The sequence below is a fragment of the Ferdinandcohnia sp. GQ5 genome (assembly GCF_059759275.1).
This window is the reverse complement of sequence record NZ_JCAXEW010000006.1, coordinates 54,088-68,051: the sequence shown is the minus strand read 5'-3', so window position 1 is coordinate 68,051 and position 13,964 is coordinate 54,088. Positions and strand designations below refer to the sequence as shown.

Genomic DNA, 13,964 nt, shown 5'->3' with positions numbered 1-13,964 from the left:
AACATTATCCTACCATAAACATTATCGTTTGTTAATCAATTAAGAAAAATTCGAAACGAAAGGCCAGTAAAAAATTTTACTTCAATAATAAAAATACGCCGGAGCATGTATACACAATTTTCAATTGGTCATAATTAGTAATAACAACATCATTCGAGGATGTTGTTGCCAACCGCGGAGAAGACTTACGTTTCCCCATAAGTTCTTCCTCCGGTTTCTCCTCTCCCTTTGCCTTCTTCCATGTGAACGGTAACGAAAAACATGGAATGGAAGGACCCTGCAAGTGACTTGCAGGGTTTTTTTGTTTGTAATTGTTAATTCCTATCAAATCGTGATAAAGTAAACATGGAATATATGAAAGTAAGGGGAAATTAGTATGATACAACGCTTTATAGAGCTTGGTGAAGGATACTCTGATATTTATGAACTCCTGGAACTTATGAAAAATAATAGGAACAGAATCTCAAAGCTATTTGCCTTTAACACTACCGTTCAAGATAGGCAGCTATCCTCTTTAGCAATAGCTTTTCAACCAACAAATCCTGGTGATTTTCAAGCTATCTATATTTGTAGGGAAGGAATACCGAACCCGCAAATCAAACCCAATAAGAGGTACTCTCTCTTTGCAGAATTAGCTAGCGTTCTGGATTTATCCATTATTACACTTGACGTTAAACCATCCACCATGTTTAGTGAAAAAGAACTGTATTATCAACACTTAATTGGGATTCTAAGAATGAACCGATACATACCGCCAATGCAATAACAATATCTACACTTGGAGGCGTTATGCAAATAGTATGTGTTGCTGGCGCCTCGAGTAATGAATGTACGTTTCATCTTTCATACCCTCGCTTGTGTTACGACCATTGCATGAGGGTACGATTCACCCTTTTTCTTACCCTCACTTGCATTACGGACATTGTTTGAGGGCACGAAGACCCTATTTCTTACCCTCACTTGCGGTACGACAACTGCTCGAGGGTACGACTAACCTCTTCACACCTCTCTTGGGTACCTCATTTTTTCGTTTTGATGGTCTTCATACCGAATCTTAACGCTTCAACATTCTTAACCTTGTATTCAGCTATAACTGACCTATAGCTAGACAATAAAAAAAGCTTATCAAAAGCAGGATGCTTTTGATAAGCTTTTTATAGTCCAATCTTATAATCGTATTCCTTTGCGCGATCTGGTTTTCTGTTCTCGAATTCAATCTTTAAAAATGGTTTATATGATGGCTCTACTCTTTTTACGAAGGCAAGCGAATTTAACTTTTCTACGATTGAATCGGTATTTTCCATATCGTTATAAAGGACCACGTATTTTAGACGTTTTGATACATAGTGAATATTGCCAAATTTACGCAGCATTTTTGAATGCTTTAGCGAATGTAGCCAAACGATAATTCCTTGGCGTTGTCCAATCATAGTGTTTTCTCCTTATTTCAATAACTTTTTTATAGTGTAGCACAATGAGTTAAAATTTTACAATATGAAATAAAGTAGAAAACTTACTTTTTTCAGAAAATATGGGTAATATATTCATATTATTTGCTAATCTATTAATGACAACCACATGCGCCGCCGCTGCCACAGCCGCCGCCACAACTTGAAATGGAATCAAAATATGGGTTACCTGTTGGCACTTTAATATGTTTTGATACAGCTCCCCCTAGTAACACGCTGATTTCATCAAGGACTTTTTGGAGATTATCTTCTGCTTTTTTAAAATCAGCAATGGTTTCATGAAGATCTAGCTTCCTTTTTAACTCTCTTGTCTCTTTTGAAACAGTTCGAAAATCAGGATGGTATTTCCCGAATCGTTGAACCTCGTCATATTTCTCCTTCATATTCTGAAATTCCGCGATAAGTTTTTGTGCTTCCTTATCCTTTTGTAATGTATATAAACAGCTGCGATATTCCTCAGCTAGTTCAGATTGTAGAATCATTGATGCTAGGCTTTCCGCCTCTTCAAGTATCTCAACTCTTTCAAGTGTAGCTATCAAAAAAAACACCTCCATAATCACTATACCATGATTCTTCACGAATCGCATCTTATGGAACTTTATTACTTTATTTGAAAATGAATCGTGTGTGCGAGATCGTAATTCGTTAAATCATTATGGACTACTTGAATTTTCAAGGTATGCTCACCCTTTGTTAGCCCTTTTATAATAAATGCAGCCGTGGATATCTTTTCTGTCCGTCGACCATCTACTATAACATTAAGATGGCCCTCACCTTCCTTCTTACGGCCACCACTTTGTTTAAATAAAAAATTTGAGATAATACATTCGAGATATACATCATTTCCCCTAACATGGTGATTCACATGCAGAGTTCGTTCTGATTGGATCGACAAGTTTTCAGTAATCATAGCCTCAACCGGAACTTCATGTATATAAAAATAAAGGAAACTTAGAAAAAAAAGGGATAAAACAATCTTGTACAACTTTCAACCACTCCTTTTTCCTAGTTTTTCCTATCACATAACAAATATCCTGCATTCCCTAAAAAAAGCGACTCTTAAAGAGTCGCCTTGCGTTTAATCGCTTTGTCGCATACCTTGATACATTTGTAGCATGAAAGAGGCCATTTCTAAAGACTGGTTGAGTTTTTGCACTTTATGTGGAAGAGTCTGTTTGAAATACAATTTTGACTCCATCTCAAGGCTCTGAAAATCATTTGGATTCCTGGTTAATTTTCTGTACCAAATTGGGTTTTGACGTACAAAAGTTCGAATTTGTTTTTTTGTTTTGAGGTACTCATAGGTATCTTTTCGCATCATGCTCCTCCCTTCTCACCTAATCTTTTCGAAAGGCAAACGGTTGAGTATGTCGGTGCGAAGACTGCCCTTGATTCTGCTTTTCTTCTCCACGAAACTGATGGATGACTGCTTGAATCGTTGAAATGGCTTCACTTACATTTGAGATTTGCTGCTGAAGATTATTCATATCTGCATTTTTAAAGGATGAAAAGATTTTTCCGATAAAATCTTCTTTGTCTCGTTCTTCTGTCTTACTGTTACTATTTTTATATTTCTTCCACTTCTCATCATTTTCACCAAGTATATACCAATCTTCGTATACTTCTTGCCAATTAAGTGCTCCTTTTCGCACTTCCTGAACTAGAATTGGATGTTTTTTTACAAAAGATTTAAATTCTTGAACGGACGGATGAAGTTTTTTTCCCATACCAATCACCTCTTTTTCATACGAATGCCTACTATAGTTTATCTTTAATAAATTGATTTGTTCGCCCATTTTAAATTGCACTAAGCCCAATATAATTGATAAAATAAGAATAATAAAAATATTATGGATTTGAGGTAAATATCATGGAAGATCGTATCTTACAAAAATTACAGACATTCTTCGTTGAAGCAAACGAAGAAGAAAAACAGGCGTTAGAAAGGGTAATTGATGCCGTAATTCGTAAACAAACAAAACAAAATGGATCATATATTGGTGGCATACTACAAACAAGTCGAAAAGTCCCTGATGATCTAACCTATGAAATTACCATTCCAAATACGGAGCTAATTCAAAACCCATTAAAAATCGTCCATGGGGGAATTACAGCAACACTCCTTGATTCTGCTATGGGTTCAGTAGTTCACAATGTCCTCCCACATGACAAAGCAGCTGTAACAACTGAAATGAAAATTAATTATGTGGCCCCAGGAATAGGAAAAGAATTCCGCTGTGTCGCACAAATGATTCATAGAGGTTCAAAAATATGCGTGACTGAGGGTAGAGTATTCCGGGATGATGGAACATTAATCGCTCATGCTACAGGCAGTTTCTTTATCATTGATCGTCCAAACAAAAAATAACGAGGTGTAGGAATGGTTACAGCCATTGTCATTCCACTCATTATTGTCTATTTTTATGTACTTTCAAAAAAGGAAAGAAAGAAATACGAGGAAAGCTGGAAGGACCTTGAAAAAGTAAATGAAGAAGCGGTAATCAAAGGTAGAATTATCAGTAAAAATGAAGAAAAGCAACGCTATTATTATCATAAATTCGTTCATGTGACTGAGTTAAAAATAAAAACGTCCACAGGTATTATTAAAGCAAAACGGATTATTCCACTAAGGGGTGAATATACACCTGCTCAAATTAATTTAGGTGATGAAATTTCATGTATTGGTGAATGGACAAAAGATCATTTCCAGTTCAACAAATATCAAATCTTAGTAAATAATAAGTAAGCAATACACCTAGATGCATTGCTTACTCCCATTTTTGAATAAAGTTTTGCGTGTAATATTTTTCGTATACCCCTACCCCAAGAAAGTTGTAGTCCTCGCTTAATAGAGTCTCGCGATGTCCTTCACTATTCAGCCATCCTTCAACAGCTGCAATACCGTCAACATATTTTGCTGCAATATTTTCTCCCGCAAGTTGATAGGTCACATCCCCATTAGCGAGTCGGTCAGCTAGCCCCCCGTTTGTCGGCGAGGTATGGTCAAAATATTCATTTGTACTCATATCTTTACTATGTAAATAAGCAACGCTAGCTAACTTTTCGTCTTGTTTTAATGTATGAAGTCCATGCCTAGTTCGTATCACATTGGTTATATCTAAAATTTGGGCTGAGTTTCCTTGTTCTATTTCCTTCCATTCTACCTTTGAAACTTCTTTTGCGGAAAGTAATTCTCCTCGATACGCTAATTCATAGGGACGCAGCTTAATCAGTGTCTCCCCATCTAAAAAACGAATGCTCGAAATCTCATTCGTAAATGTATCCACATATACTTGTACATAAACATTCCCCATCGCAATCAAGGGTCTAGCCTTCATTTCTTCTTCAGTTAACTCAAATCGATATGGATTTTTATTCACATTCAAAGAGATTTTAGGTTTTATTAAGCCTTTTGAATGTAACTCTGCAACAGCTTGTCCAATTTCAAATGGTTCAACTTGTACATCATTTCCTGTTCCAAACACGGTAACAACACGATCATTTTCAATCCCCACCTGGATATAATTTTGAGGGGTAGAGTTGTACACCCACCAATTATAATCATAGGATGAACGGTCTATTCGGTCGGGCTCACCAAGTATTTCTACTATTTTTGAACTCTCCACTCCAATGTATGAATAGAGCCCTTCAAATTGATGAATCTCCTGTTGATAAGGTAAAGTGGTTTTTTCAGGATTTTCATGGCTTGATAACAACTTATAATTGTTCATTCCATTCACTATTTCTGTTCTTCCATATTTAATAGAAATATAATAAATGCTAGAAGCTAAAAGTATGATAGTAACTACAATCTTAGCTAATTTCAGAAGAACCACTTCCTAACATCAATCTTTTTCTATCATGTATATTAAACTTTTCCTAGATTTATGCGATTAATGTAAGAAGAATAAAACAGGCACCAATTTGGTGCCTGTTAATTTAGTGTAATTGGTCTTGTTCAGATATATCACTTAATGCTTCTCCTGCATGTGTATCAGACATTTTATTTGTTGCCAAGTCACCTAATGATACAATCCCTACTAATTGACCATTCTCAACAACTGGTAAACGTCTAATTTGATGTTTTGCCATCAATTCGGACGCTTGTTCAAGTGACGTATCAGGAGAACATGTAACAAGATTATCACTCATCACATTTGTTACTTGATTGGAGCCTGATCTTTTTTCAGCATACCCTCGTACAACTAAATCTCGATCAGTAATCATTCCGATTAATTTTTGATCTTCTAAGATAGGAATTGCACCAACATCTAACTCCTTCATTTTAACTGCTACTTCATACACATTATCAAGGGGAGTACAATATTCAACTTCAGTACTCATTACATCACGAACAGATTCCATTGTATCCTCCTTATTAACACTCACTTTATTATCTTATTTACCAATAAACATTTGTGTCCAATAATGTCTTTTTGAACCACCTTCTGCATACCCTACACCAATATGAGTAACATCTTGCTTTAGAATATTTGCCCGATGCCCAGGGCTGTTCATCCACGCATTTACAACTTCTTGAGGTGTTCTTTGTCCAGCGGCTATATTTTCAGCTGCTGTTCGATAAGAAATCCCAAAGTTGCGCATCATCGTAAATGGTGAGCCATATGTAGGTGAAGTATGGTCAAAATAATTTCGATCTCTCATGTCTACAGATTTATAACGTGCCACACGTGAAAGTTCCCAATCAACCTTTAATGCAGGTAATCCATATTTTGCACGTTGTTGATTAGTTAACGAGATAACTTGATTTTCAATGCTTTTAACATTTTCCAGAATTGGAATTGTTACCTTTTGACCAGGATAAATGAGGTTAGGGTTTTTAAACTGAGGGTTTGCTGAAATTATTTCAGACAAACCAACTTGATAGCGAACAGCGATTTTCCATAAAGAATCACCAGGCTGTACGGTATATGTAGTCGTACCTTGTCCATTTGCAATCATTGGACTACCTAAAATAAAAAATAAACCTGTAATGATTAAAAGAAATTTCTTCATCTTATCCCTCCTTTCCCTGTTAGTTTGACCAAATCTTTAAAAATTCCACATAAAATAATTTTTTATTTTTCGTGACATATTAATGTCAAACGTTGCAACTTGTATCTTTTCGTACTATTATTATACTGAGAACATATAAATCGTTGTTTGACGGTTTTTGGAGGGATATTAAATGAGATTTGAAAATACGGGGATAGAAAACGTAACAATTGAATTACCAAGATTAACTGACATAATGAGATCAGAAGGTTTTATTCTTGCAGGTCAGTGGGATTATGAGAGAATTACATACGACCGTAAATTTGAGATTAAAGGCGATATTTACTACCTTCGTGTACAAGGTCATGCAGTTGAGGGAGTAATCGAAGAAAATGCAACTGATGCAGTCATTAAACTACTAACACCTTTCGTTGGTAAGTACTATTATCCACATGGTGTTGAATATGGCGAAGATGAAGTTTTCCCTAAAACATTAGTAGATCAATGTGAACGCATCTTAGCGAAAGTGAAAGAAAATATAGATGCGGTTGTAAACGCATAATAATGAAAAGTGAAAGACGCCCGATTTTCGGCGACAAGCTTCAGACATTCGTAGACAGAAGGTGATTTTACCTTCCGAAGCGATTGACTAGCTTTAGAACCGATGGCGAATAGAACTAAACAAATTGCATATAAAAAGGAACAGTCAAAAACTGTTCCTTTTTTTACGTTGTTGTTAATGGTTGTGTATTAGTAAGCCCTTCAACTTGAATGGTAAGACTAGATAAACTAATCCCAGTCATACTTTTTATTTCATGCAAAATTGCTGCTTGCAGGACTTCACATGTCTTTTTGATTTCTAAGCCGTATTCAATGGCAATTTTTACCTCAAGGGCAATTCCTTCTTCTTCATTTTCGATTACGGTAATACCGTTTTTATGAAAATTCCGATTAAGAATTCCAGATACCCCATCCTTTAATCCTGATACAATCGTAACCCCTTCAATATCTTCGGCGCAAATTGAAGCAATCATTGCTAATACATCATTCTTAATATAAAGCGAACCATTTTCTAATGCTTTTCTTACCACCCCAACCACACTCCTTCTCAATTTCAAGACCACCATGGTTACTCCTACCATATGCATTAAGGAATGAATTGGGCACTAGTCTAGAAAAATCTTTTCATATTATTTATTACGCATATACGACTTACCGCCCTTTTATAAGTCTTACAGGAAGTGAGTCATAAGGATGTTGCTACAAGTGTGACGTTCTTAGTCTTTGGACTTACTGCCTCAAAAAGTTCCTCTGAAAAATTGTGGCATCCACCAGAGGCTTAAACATTTAGCAGAAGTTTTACTTTGCTAAATATAATTAAATAACTTTACGGAGCTCCCAAGTCAAAAACTTACCATCCTTTTTTGTACATCTCATTCCTAGCTTTTCAAAAAGTTGGATGGATTGATAATTACTATCACTACATTCCATAAGTACTTTTTTGGCATCCGCTTGTGTCACTAGCCAATCAATTAAAGCGTCCACCGCTTCATAGGTTAAGTTCGTTTTTTGATAATCTCGATTCATTGTATACGTCAATTGGACATTACCTTTCTTATCTGGTTTTCCATGAAGATAAATATCACCAATAATCCGTTTATCGGCATAATTAATGATTAACCATAAACCCCAGCCATACTGATTCTCATCCTTCTCAAGCTTTTCTATATAAAACGGAAGAATACCTGTTATTAATGGAGATGGCCAATTTTGTGGAATCGTTATAGGTGATCGTTTTTCAAGTTCTTTGCGATGAAAAACTAATGACTTGGCAATATCCAAAGAACATGGAACCAATAATAAGTTTTCTGTAAAGATCTCAATCATCCTTAACACTCCCCTCTAAGAAAGATAAAGTTATGTGCATAGAATAACAAAATAAAAAGGTGCTCTAGAATATTGTATTCTAGAACACCTTATACATATTACAAACAATCCATTCTACCATTTTTTAAAAACCTAAAATTGCTTTTAACATCGATGTTGTTTCTCCGCCCTTATAAAAGACATACAACAAGAGATAAACAGCTACACCTGTCAACGCTGTAAAAAACCATATGATGCTTGTGATGGGTCCCAGCTTACGATGCTTTGCAATTTTGTTTTTAAAGCCGAGGTATAATGTAATCACTCCAAATATTGCACCTGTTGTTGCCAAGAAAATATGAAAGATTAAAAATATCGTATAGTATATTTTAACATCGTCAGGCCCGCCAAATGAAGTATTTCCGACAAATACCGTTCTTGACATATAGATAATGAAAAAAATCAATGCAAAAATAGCAGCGGTCGTCATCGCTCTTTTATGTGCATCAATTCTTTTTTGTTTAATCAGATACCAACCGATGGCAACTGTTACTGCACTTAAAACAATAAAAGTGGTGCTCACTGTAGGCAGAATCGGTAAATTCATAGTAAACCTCTCTCACATCGTTCTCTCTATATTTTTGATTAGTTCGTTTGGGGCTTGAGTAATTGCTCCTCAAGTAATTTTTCTTCCTCACGTTCCTTACGAACCCATTCAAAGAATACTTTCCCTAGTAAAATCGCATAAACAAATTCTTGAATAATTTTCATAACAACCCCGCCAGTACGTTGGTCTTCAAGTGGAGGCATGAAATTAAACATCTCTGGCCCGGTAAGATTAAGACTTGCTAGCATTGAGGCTGGTACACAAAGCTCTAGAGCAGTTACCCATGACCCAAGCTCGGTATATGTTGAATACATAGCTACATCTGAAAAAATAATAAGTGCACATGCAGGTGTTAATAACATACCGTCGGCAAAAATGTAACCAACTTTTTTAAGTCCACTCAACGTGTTCCACTCTTCTAATTTATTAACTAAAGGCCACCACATAAAAAAAGCAGCAATAAAAATAAATGTCGTTGTTGCAGCATGAATGAACACATTTGTCTTTACAAAGTCAAAAATGAGTGGGATATGATATAAGGAAAATGAACCGTTAAATACAACTAAAGCAATTAATGGCTTAGTGAAAAATCTAAATATTGGCTTTATTACTTTGAAGTTTATAAAGGTTCTCCATAACCAATTAGGCACTCCCAAAATAAAAAAGGTCGGTACAATTAAATATAGTGTAGCCATTTGCGTCATATGAGCAGTCATAGTCATATGACCTAGTAAATCAATCGGACTTCCCTTACAAAAATAAAGCAGTGCGATTCCGATCACAAATAAAATCTTTGTTTTTATTGAAGTAGGTTCAGAATGAGCAAAACGATGTCTCCATGGACCAACAATCATAAAATATAGAATCGTAATGACGATAAGCGATACTAAAAAATAGGGACTCCATAATGCCCGAAAACCAAAGATATCGATAGACATCTCTATCTCACCTCTCTTAATAATATAAACAATGTACACATACTATTAATTATACCTTTAGGGAAATAGTCATGCAAACAAACCATTTATGAACTTTTAGTGTCTAAAAAAAGAAAGCCGGCATTATACCGACTTTCTCCTACTTTTACCACCAAATAATTGTTGTGAAGCAAAGAACAGTTACAGCAGCGATTAATATTCCTGAGAACAGGAACATTTTTGGTGCTTCATGTCCTTTATGATTCATATGCATGAAATAATACAATTGTAAAATAACCTGAATCACTGCTAGAAGTAAAATAAATGGTACAACGAACCATGGTGAAAATTGTTCAGACCCAACTGCTATAAATGCAATGATAGTAAGGAAAATCATGAGAGCAAAAGAAATAACATGCTGCTTCATTTCTTCCGCACTCTTTCTTCTGCGATAGGCTAAATCAACATTTGTGTTATTAGTATTATTTGCCATGTGTTTATCCCACCATTCCCATTAAATATACAACAGTAAAGATGAACACCCATACTACGTCTATAAAGTGCCAGTAAAGGCTGAAGACATAAAACTTAGGTGCATTGTATAGATCTAATCCACGGTTAGCGTTTCTAATCATGATTGTTAGAGCCCAACATAGTCCAAATAGTACGTGAGCACCATGAGTTCCAACAAGTAAATAGAATGCAGAACCAAATGCACTGCCCGTGATTGTATGACCTAAATGTACATAATGTTTAAACTCATAGATTTCTAATCCAAGGAAAGCTGCACCTAGAAGTACAGTTAGCCCTAACCAAAGTTGCATTTTCTTAAAATTAAAGTTCTTCATATGGTACATAGCGTACACACTAGTTAATGAACTTGTTAAAAGGATCATTGTCATTGTAAAAGCAAGTGGTATCTCAAACAAATCTTGAGATGATGGTCCTGTACCATTACTTTTGTTTAGTGCTAAATAAGTTGCAAATAGGGATGCGAATAAAACTGTTTCTCCTCCAAGGAAGAGCCAGAAACCGATAAACTTATTTTTACCTTCAAGGGTCGCTTTTTCAGGCTCTGCAGGGAAAGTTTCAGCTGTTAATTTTTCTTCTGCATGCATTATGCCTCAACCCCTTTCTTGTCATCATCATCCATTAAATCCGCTTTGTGAATATGGTATCCATGATCATCAATAATTGAACGTAGGAACATAGCCCCAAAAGTAATAATTCCACCAATGATCATGACTGGAACTGACCAGCTTGCGCCATCTGGATGGTGTAAGAAACCGAATGCTGCAATGAACAGTCCTAAAGATATGATGAATGGTAAGATTGAACGATTTGGCATATGAATGTCTCCAAGTGGTTCAGCTGGAGTCATTTCTTTTTTACCTTGCATTTTTTCAACCCATAAAGGATCTAATCCACGAATTAAAGGTAATTGCTTAAAGTTATATTCTGGTGGTGGTGATGCAATAGCCCATTCAAGTGTACGGCCATCTCCCCACGCATCTGCTGATGCTTTTTCCCCTTTAATTGATGTGATTACAACATTGTAAAGAAGAACAATTACACCTAATGCCATGAAAATAGCACCAATTGAACTGATTAAGTTTCCAAGTTCCCAACCATGGTTTGGTAAGAATGTGAATACACGACGTGGCATACCCATTAAACCAAGGAAATGTTGGATAAAGAACGTTAAATGGAAACCAATTAAGAATAACCAGAAAGTTACTTTTCCAAGAGTATCGTTAAGCATTTTACCAAACATTTTTGGCCACCAGTAGTGTGCCCCTGCAAATACTGCAAGTACAACCCCACCTACGATTACATAGTGGAAGTGAGCAACAACGAAGTAAGAATCATGGTACTGATAGTCTGCTGGTGCAGATGCTAACATAACCCCTGTAACTCCACCCATGATGAATGACGGAATAAATGCAGCTGCATATAACATTGGTGTTGTAAATTTCAATGAACCGCCCCACATTGTAAAGAGCCAGTTAAAGATTTTAATACCAGTCGGTACAGCAATTGCCATTGTAGCAACCGCGAAAATTGCGTTTGCAATTGGTCCTAGACCTGTTGTAAACATGTGGTGAGCCCACACCATGAATCCTAAGAAACCGATTAATACTGTTGCGAATACCATTGAAGAGTATCCGAATAGTCTTTTTCTTGAGAACGTAGCAAAAATCTCTGAGAAAATACCAAACGCTGGAAGAATTAAGATATAAACTTCTGGGTGACCGAAGATCCAGAATAAATGCTCCCAAATAATTGTGTTTCCGCCCATTGATGGAACGAAGAACGCAGTACCAAAGATACGGTCAAACATCATTAATAACAACCCAACAGTTAATGGAGGGAATGCGAATAATATTAAAGCTGATGCAACAAACGTAGTCCAAGTAAATAATGGCATACGCATATAAGTCATACCAGGTGCTCTCATAGTGATAATTGTCGCTAAGAAGTTAATACCACCTATTAAAGTACCAATACCTGAAATTTGAAGACCAAGTACATAGAAATCAATACCATGACCTTCGGAATGTAATGCTAGTGAAGCATATGAAGTCCAACCTGCATCAGGTGCGCCCCCCATAAACCAACTTAAGTTTAAGAATACCCCTCCAAAGAAGAATAACCAGAAACCTAAAGCATTAACAAATGGGAATGCAACGTCACGTGCGCCAATTTGAAGCGGCATGACAGCATTCATAAATCCTAATAATAACGGCATGGCTGCCAAGAAAATCATTGTTGTACCATGCATTGTAATGATTTCATTAAAAAAACCAGCAGTTACAAAATTATTGTCTGGTACAGCAAGTTGAATTCGAATAATAAGAGCTTCGATTCCTCCTAAAAGGAAGAAGAATCCACCTGCTATTAAATAAAGCTTAGCAATCTTTTTATGGTCAACGGTTGTTAAATAATCCCATAAAGTAGCGCCAAACCCTTTTTTCTGAGCTACAGTACTCACAATGTGACCTCCTTATTCAATTATTTCTTATCTTAATCTTCGACACTAAGGCCCATTAGATATTCAGCTAAAGCATCTAAATCTTGATCTGATAAACCTTTATTATCATAGGTTCCTGTCATGTTGTTACCCGGCTTAATTGACTCAGGATCCTTCAACCAATTTTTTAAATTTTCTTTGTTGTATTCTAATTTTCCAGCAATACTAGAGCGATCACCGAAGTTCGCTAAGCTCGGTGCTGTTGGACGCTTTTCACCTGGATTGATTGCATGACAAGAGATACAGCCGTTTGCACTGAATAATTCTTCCCCAGCTTTTGCAACATCATTCGCAGGAACATGTTCTGCATCCTTAGCTACAACCATTTTGTCGATCCACTGATCAAATTCAGCACGTGGAACTGGTTTTACTTTGAAATCCATTAATGCATGGGAAGGTCCACAGAGTTCAGCACACTTACCATATAATAAGCCACCAGCTTCATCTGTACTCTTAGAGTTAAATTCTAGCCAGAATTTGTTTGTGTTATCTGTGTTTGTATCTAGTTTTCCACCTGCAGCTGGAATCCAAAATGAGTGTTTAACATCAGAAGAAATAAGTTCAAAATATACTTTTTCGTCAGTAGGAACAACTAACTCTTGAGCAGTGACAATACCATGGTCTGGGTATTCAAATTCCCACCAATATAGATTAGCAGTTACTTTAACTACTACTGCGTCCTCGTCTCTTGTCCCCTCTTCCATCGCTTTTACGTCAGCTAATTCAAAAGTAGCAGATACTGTTGGAACTGCTAATACTAAAAGTAAAAGAATCGGTATAACAGTCCAAATGATCTCTAAAGTGTGATTTCCTTCGACTTGCTTAGGAATCTTGTTTTCATCACCTTTTCTACGTCTGAATTTTACTAAGGCGATAACGAAGATAATTGTAACTACTGCAATAACGATGACCATGATCAATGTTGCTAGGATCATTAAATCGTACTGCATTTTCGCAACTTCCCCTGCTGGGGAAAGTGCAGAAACGAATGGTTCCCCACACCCTGCTAACAGCAGCGCCATGAAACTAAACAGTGTGAACAAGCGCACTTTTGGTAGCCATTTTTTCATAGCTTAATC

Annotated in this window: 21 protein-coding genes; 4 read left to right on the top strand and 17 right to left on the bottom strand. The window is 36.2% G+C overall.

All coding sequences use genetic code 11. From position 1 onward, the window contains the following. Positions 1-76: 76 nt before the first annotated feature. Positions 77-199 (bottom strand): hypothetical protein, encoded by a 123-nt coding sequence (locus AC6CHV_RS09025; protein WP_440273682.1) that lies wholly within the window; start codon positions 197-199, stop codon positions 77-79. 177 nt (positions 200-376) lie between these two features. Between AC6CHV_RS09025 and AC6CHV_RS09020 the strand changes: the two genes are divergently transcribed. After that, positions 377-766, top strand: coding sequence for a DUF7147 family protein (locus tag AC6CHV_RS09020; RefSeq protein WP_341331985.1), 390 nt, complete (start codon positions 377-379; stop codon positions 764-766). A 388-nt stretch (positions 767-1,154) separates the two neighbouring features. Here AC6CHV_RS09020 and AC6CHV_RS09015 read toward each other — a convergent pair whose 3' ends face one another. From AC6CHV_RS09015 to ylbD, 5 genes are all read right to left on the bottom strand, one after another. Next, entirely contained in the window at positions 1,155-1,430 is a 276-nt protein-coding gene (locus AC6CHV_RS09015; RefSeq protein WP_099363114.1) for a YlbG family protein, read from the bottom strand. A 134-nt stretch (positions 1,431-1,564) separates the two neighbouring features. Continuing rightward, positions 1,565-2,008 carry a YlbF/YmcA family competence regulator gene (locus AC6CHV_RS09010; protein WP_341331986.1) on the bottom strand — a complete coding sequence of 148 codons (444 nt, stop codon included), beginning with the start codon at positions 2,006-2,008 and terminating at the stop codon, positions 1,565-1,567. Positions 2,009-2,070: 62 nt separating this feature from the next. Further along, a complete protein-coding gene (locus tag AC6CHV_RS09005; RefSeq protein WP_341331987.1) occupies positions 2,071-2,454 on the bottom strand; it encodes a hypothetical protein in 384 nt (127 codons plus the stop codon). Between the two features lie 93 nt (positions 2,455-2,547). Next, positions 2,548-2,787 carry a YlbE-like family protein gene (locus tag AC6CHV_RS09000; protein ID WP_121449106.1) on the bottom strand — a complete coding sequence of 80 codons (240 nt, stop codon included), beginning with the start codon at positions 2,785-2,787 and terminating at the stop codon, positions 2,548-2,550. Between the two features lie 19 nt (positions 2,788-2,806). Beyond that, positions 2,807-3,196, bottom strand: coding sequence for a spore coat protein YlbD (gene ylbD, locus AC6CHV_RS08995; protein WP_341331988.1), 390 nt, complete (start codon positions 3,194-3,196; stop codon positions 2,807-2,809). A gap of 143 nt (positions 3,197-3,339) precedes the next feature. Here ylbD and AC6CHV_RS08990 point away from each other — a divergent pair, with 143 nt between their 5' ends. Together AC6CHV_RS08990 and AC6CHV_RS08985 are read left to right on the top strand one after the other, a co-directional pair. Continuing rightward, complete coding sequence (locus AC6CHV_RS08990; RefSeq protein ID WP_498078760.1) at positions 3,340-3,837, top strand: hotdog fold thioesterase; 498 nt, start codon at positions 3,340-3,342, stop codon at positions 3,835-3,837. Positions 3,838-3,849: 12 nt separating this feature from the next. Beyond that, complete coding sequence (locus tag AC6CHV_RS08985) at positions 3,850-4,215, top strand: hypothetical protein (protein WP_498078759.1); 366 nt, start codon at positions 3,850-3,852, stop codon at positions 4,213-4,215. Positions 4,216-4,237: 22 nt separating this feature from the next. Here AC6CHV_RS08985 and AC6CHV_RS08980 read toward each other — a convergent pair whose 3' ends face one another. The 3 genes from AC6CHV_RS08980 to safA form a co-directional block, all read right to left on the bottom strand. Then, complete coding sequence (locus AC6CHV_RS08980; RefSeq protein WP_498078758.1) at positions 4,238-5,305, bottom strand: CAP-associated domain-containing protein; 1,068 nt, start codon at positions 5,303-5,305, stop codon at positions 4,238-4,240. A 103-nt stretch (positions 5,306-5,408) separates the two neighbouring features. Beyond that, positions 5,409-5,834, bottom strand: coding sequence for a CBS domain-containing protein (locus AC6CHV_RS08975; RefSeq protein WP_498078757.1), 426 nt, complete (start codon positions 5,832-5,834; stop codon positions 5,409-5,411). 33 nt (positions 5,835-5,867) lie between these two features. Further along, entirely contained in the window at positions 5,868-6,431 is a 564-nt protein-coding gene (safA, locus tag AC6CHV_RS08970; RefSeq protein WP_440273687.1) for a SafA/ExsA family spore coat assembly protein, read from the bottom strand. A gap of 226 nt (positions 6,432-6,657) precedes the next feature. Between safA and AC6CHV_RS08965 the strand changes: the two genes are divergently transcribed. Beyond that, positions 6,658-7,026 (top strand): YugN family protein, encoded by a 369-nt coding sequence (locus tag AC6CHV_RS08965; RefSeq protein WP_341331993.1) that lies wholly within the window; start codon positions 6,658-6,660, stop codon positions 7,024-7,026. 163 nt (positions 7,027-7,189) lie between these two features. Here AC6CHV_RS08965 and AC6CHV_RS08960 read toward each other — a convergent pair whose 3' ends face one another. The 8 genes from AC6CHV_RS08960 to coxB form a co-directional block, all read right to left on the bottom strand. After that, positions 7,190-7,555 (bottom strand): Asp23/Gls24 family envelope stress response protein, encoded by a 366-nt coding sequence (locus tag AC6CHV_RS08960; protein WP_498078756.1) that lies wholly within the window; start codon positions 7,553-7,555, stop codon positions 7,190-7,192. A gap of 286 nt (positions 7,556-7,841) precedes the next feature. Then, positions 7,842-8,351, bottom strand: coding sequence for a GNAT family N-acetyltransferase (locus tag AC6CHV_RS08955; RefSeq protein WP_341331995.1), 510 nt, complete (start codon positions 8,349-8,351; stop codon positions 7,842-7,844). A gap of 124 nt (positions 8,352-8,475) precedes the next feature. After that, positions 8,476-8,937, bottom strand: a complete 462-nt coding sequence (locus tag AC6CHV_RS08950; RefSeq protein ID WP_341331996.1) for a DUF420 domain-containing protein — start codon at positions 8,935-8,937, stop codon at positions 8,476-8,478. Positions 8,938-8,975: 38 nt separating this feature from the next. Further along, entirely contained in the window at positions 8,976-9,875 is a 900-nt protein-coding gene (gene ctaG, locus AC6CHV_RS08945) for a cytochrome c oxidase assembly factor CtaG (RefSeq protein ID WP_498078755.1), read from the bottom strand. A gap of 145 nt (positions 9,876-10,020) precedes the next feature. Beyond that, positions 10,021-10,347 carry a cytochrome c oxidase subunit IVB gene (gene ctaF / locus AC6CHV_RS08940; RefSeq protein ID WP_121449116.1) on the bottom strand — a complete coding sequence of 109 codons (327 nt, stop codon included), beginning with the start codon at positions 10,345-10,347 and terminating at the stop codon, positions 10,021-10,023. 4 nt (positions 10,348-10,351) lie between these two features. After that, complete coding sequence (locus AC6CHV_RS08935) at positions 10,352-10,972, bottom strand: cytochrome c oxidase subunit 3 (RefSeq protein ID WP_121449117.1); 621 nt, start codon at positions 10,970-10,972, stop codon at positions 10,352-10,354. Next, positions 10,972-12,846 carry a cytochrome c oxidase subunit I gene (gene ctaD / locus AC6CHV_RS08930; protein WP_121449118.1) on the bottom strand — a complete coding sequence of 625 codons (1,875 nt, stop codon included), beginning with the start codon at positions 12,844-12,846 and terminating at the stop codon, positions 10,972-10,974. Before ctaD ends, AC6CHV_RS08935 begins: the two co-directional genes overlap by 1 nt. 32 nt (positions 12,847-12,878) lie before the next feature. Next, positions 12,879-13,955 (bottom strand): cytochrome c oxidase subunit II, encoded by a 1,077-nt coding sequence (gene coxB / locus AC6CHV_RS08925; protein WP_341331998.1) that lies wholly within the window; start codon positions 13,953-13,955, stop codon positions 12,879-12,881. Between the last annotated feature and the right edge of the window lie 9 nt (positions 13,956-13,964).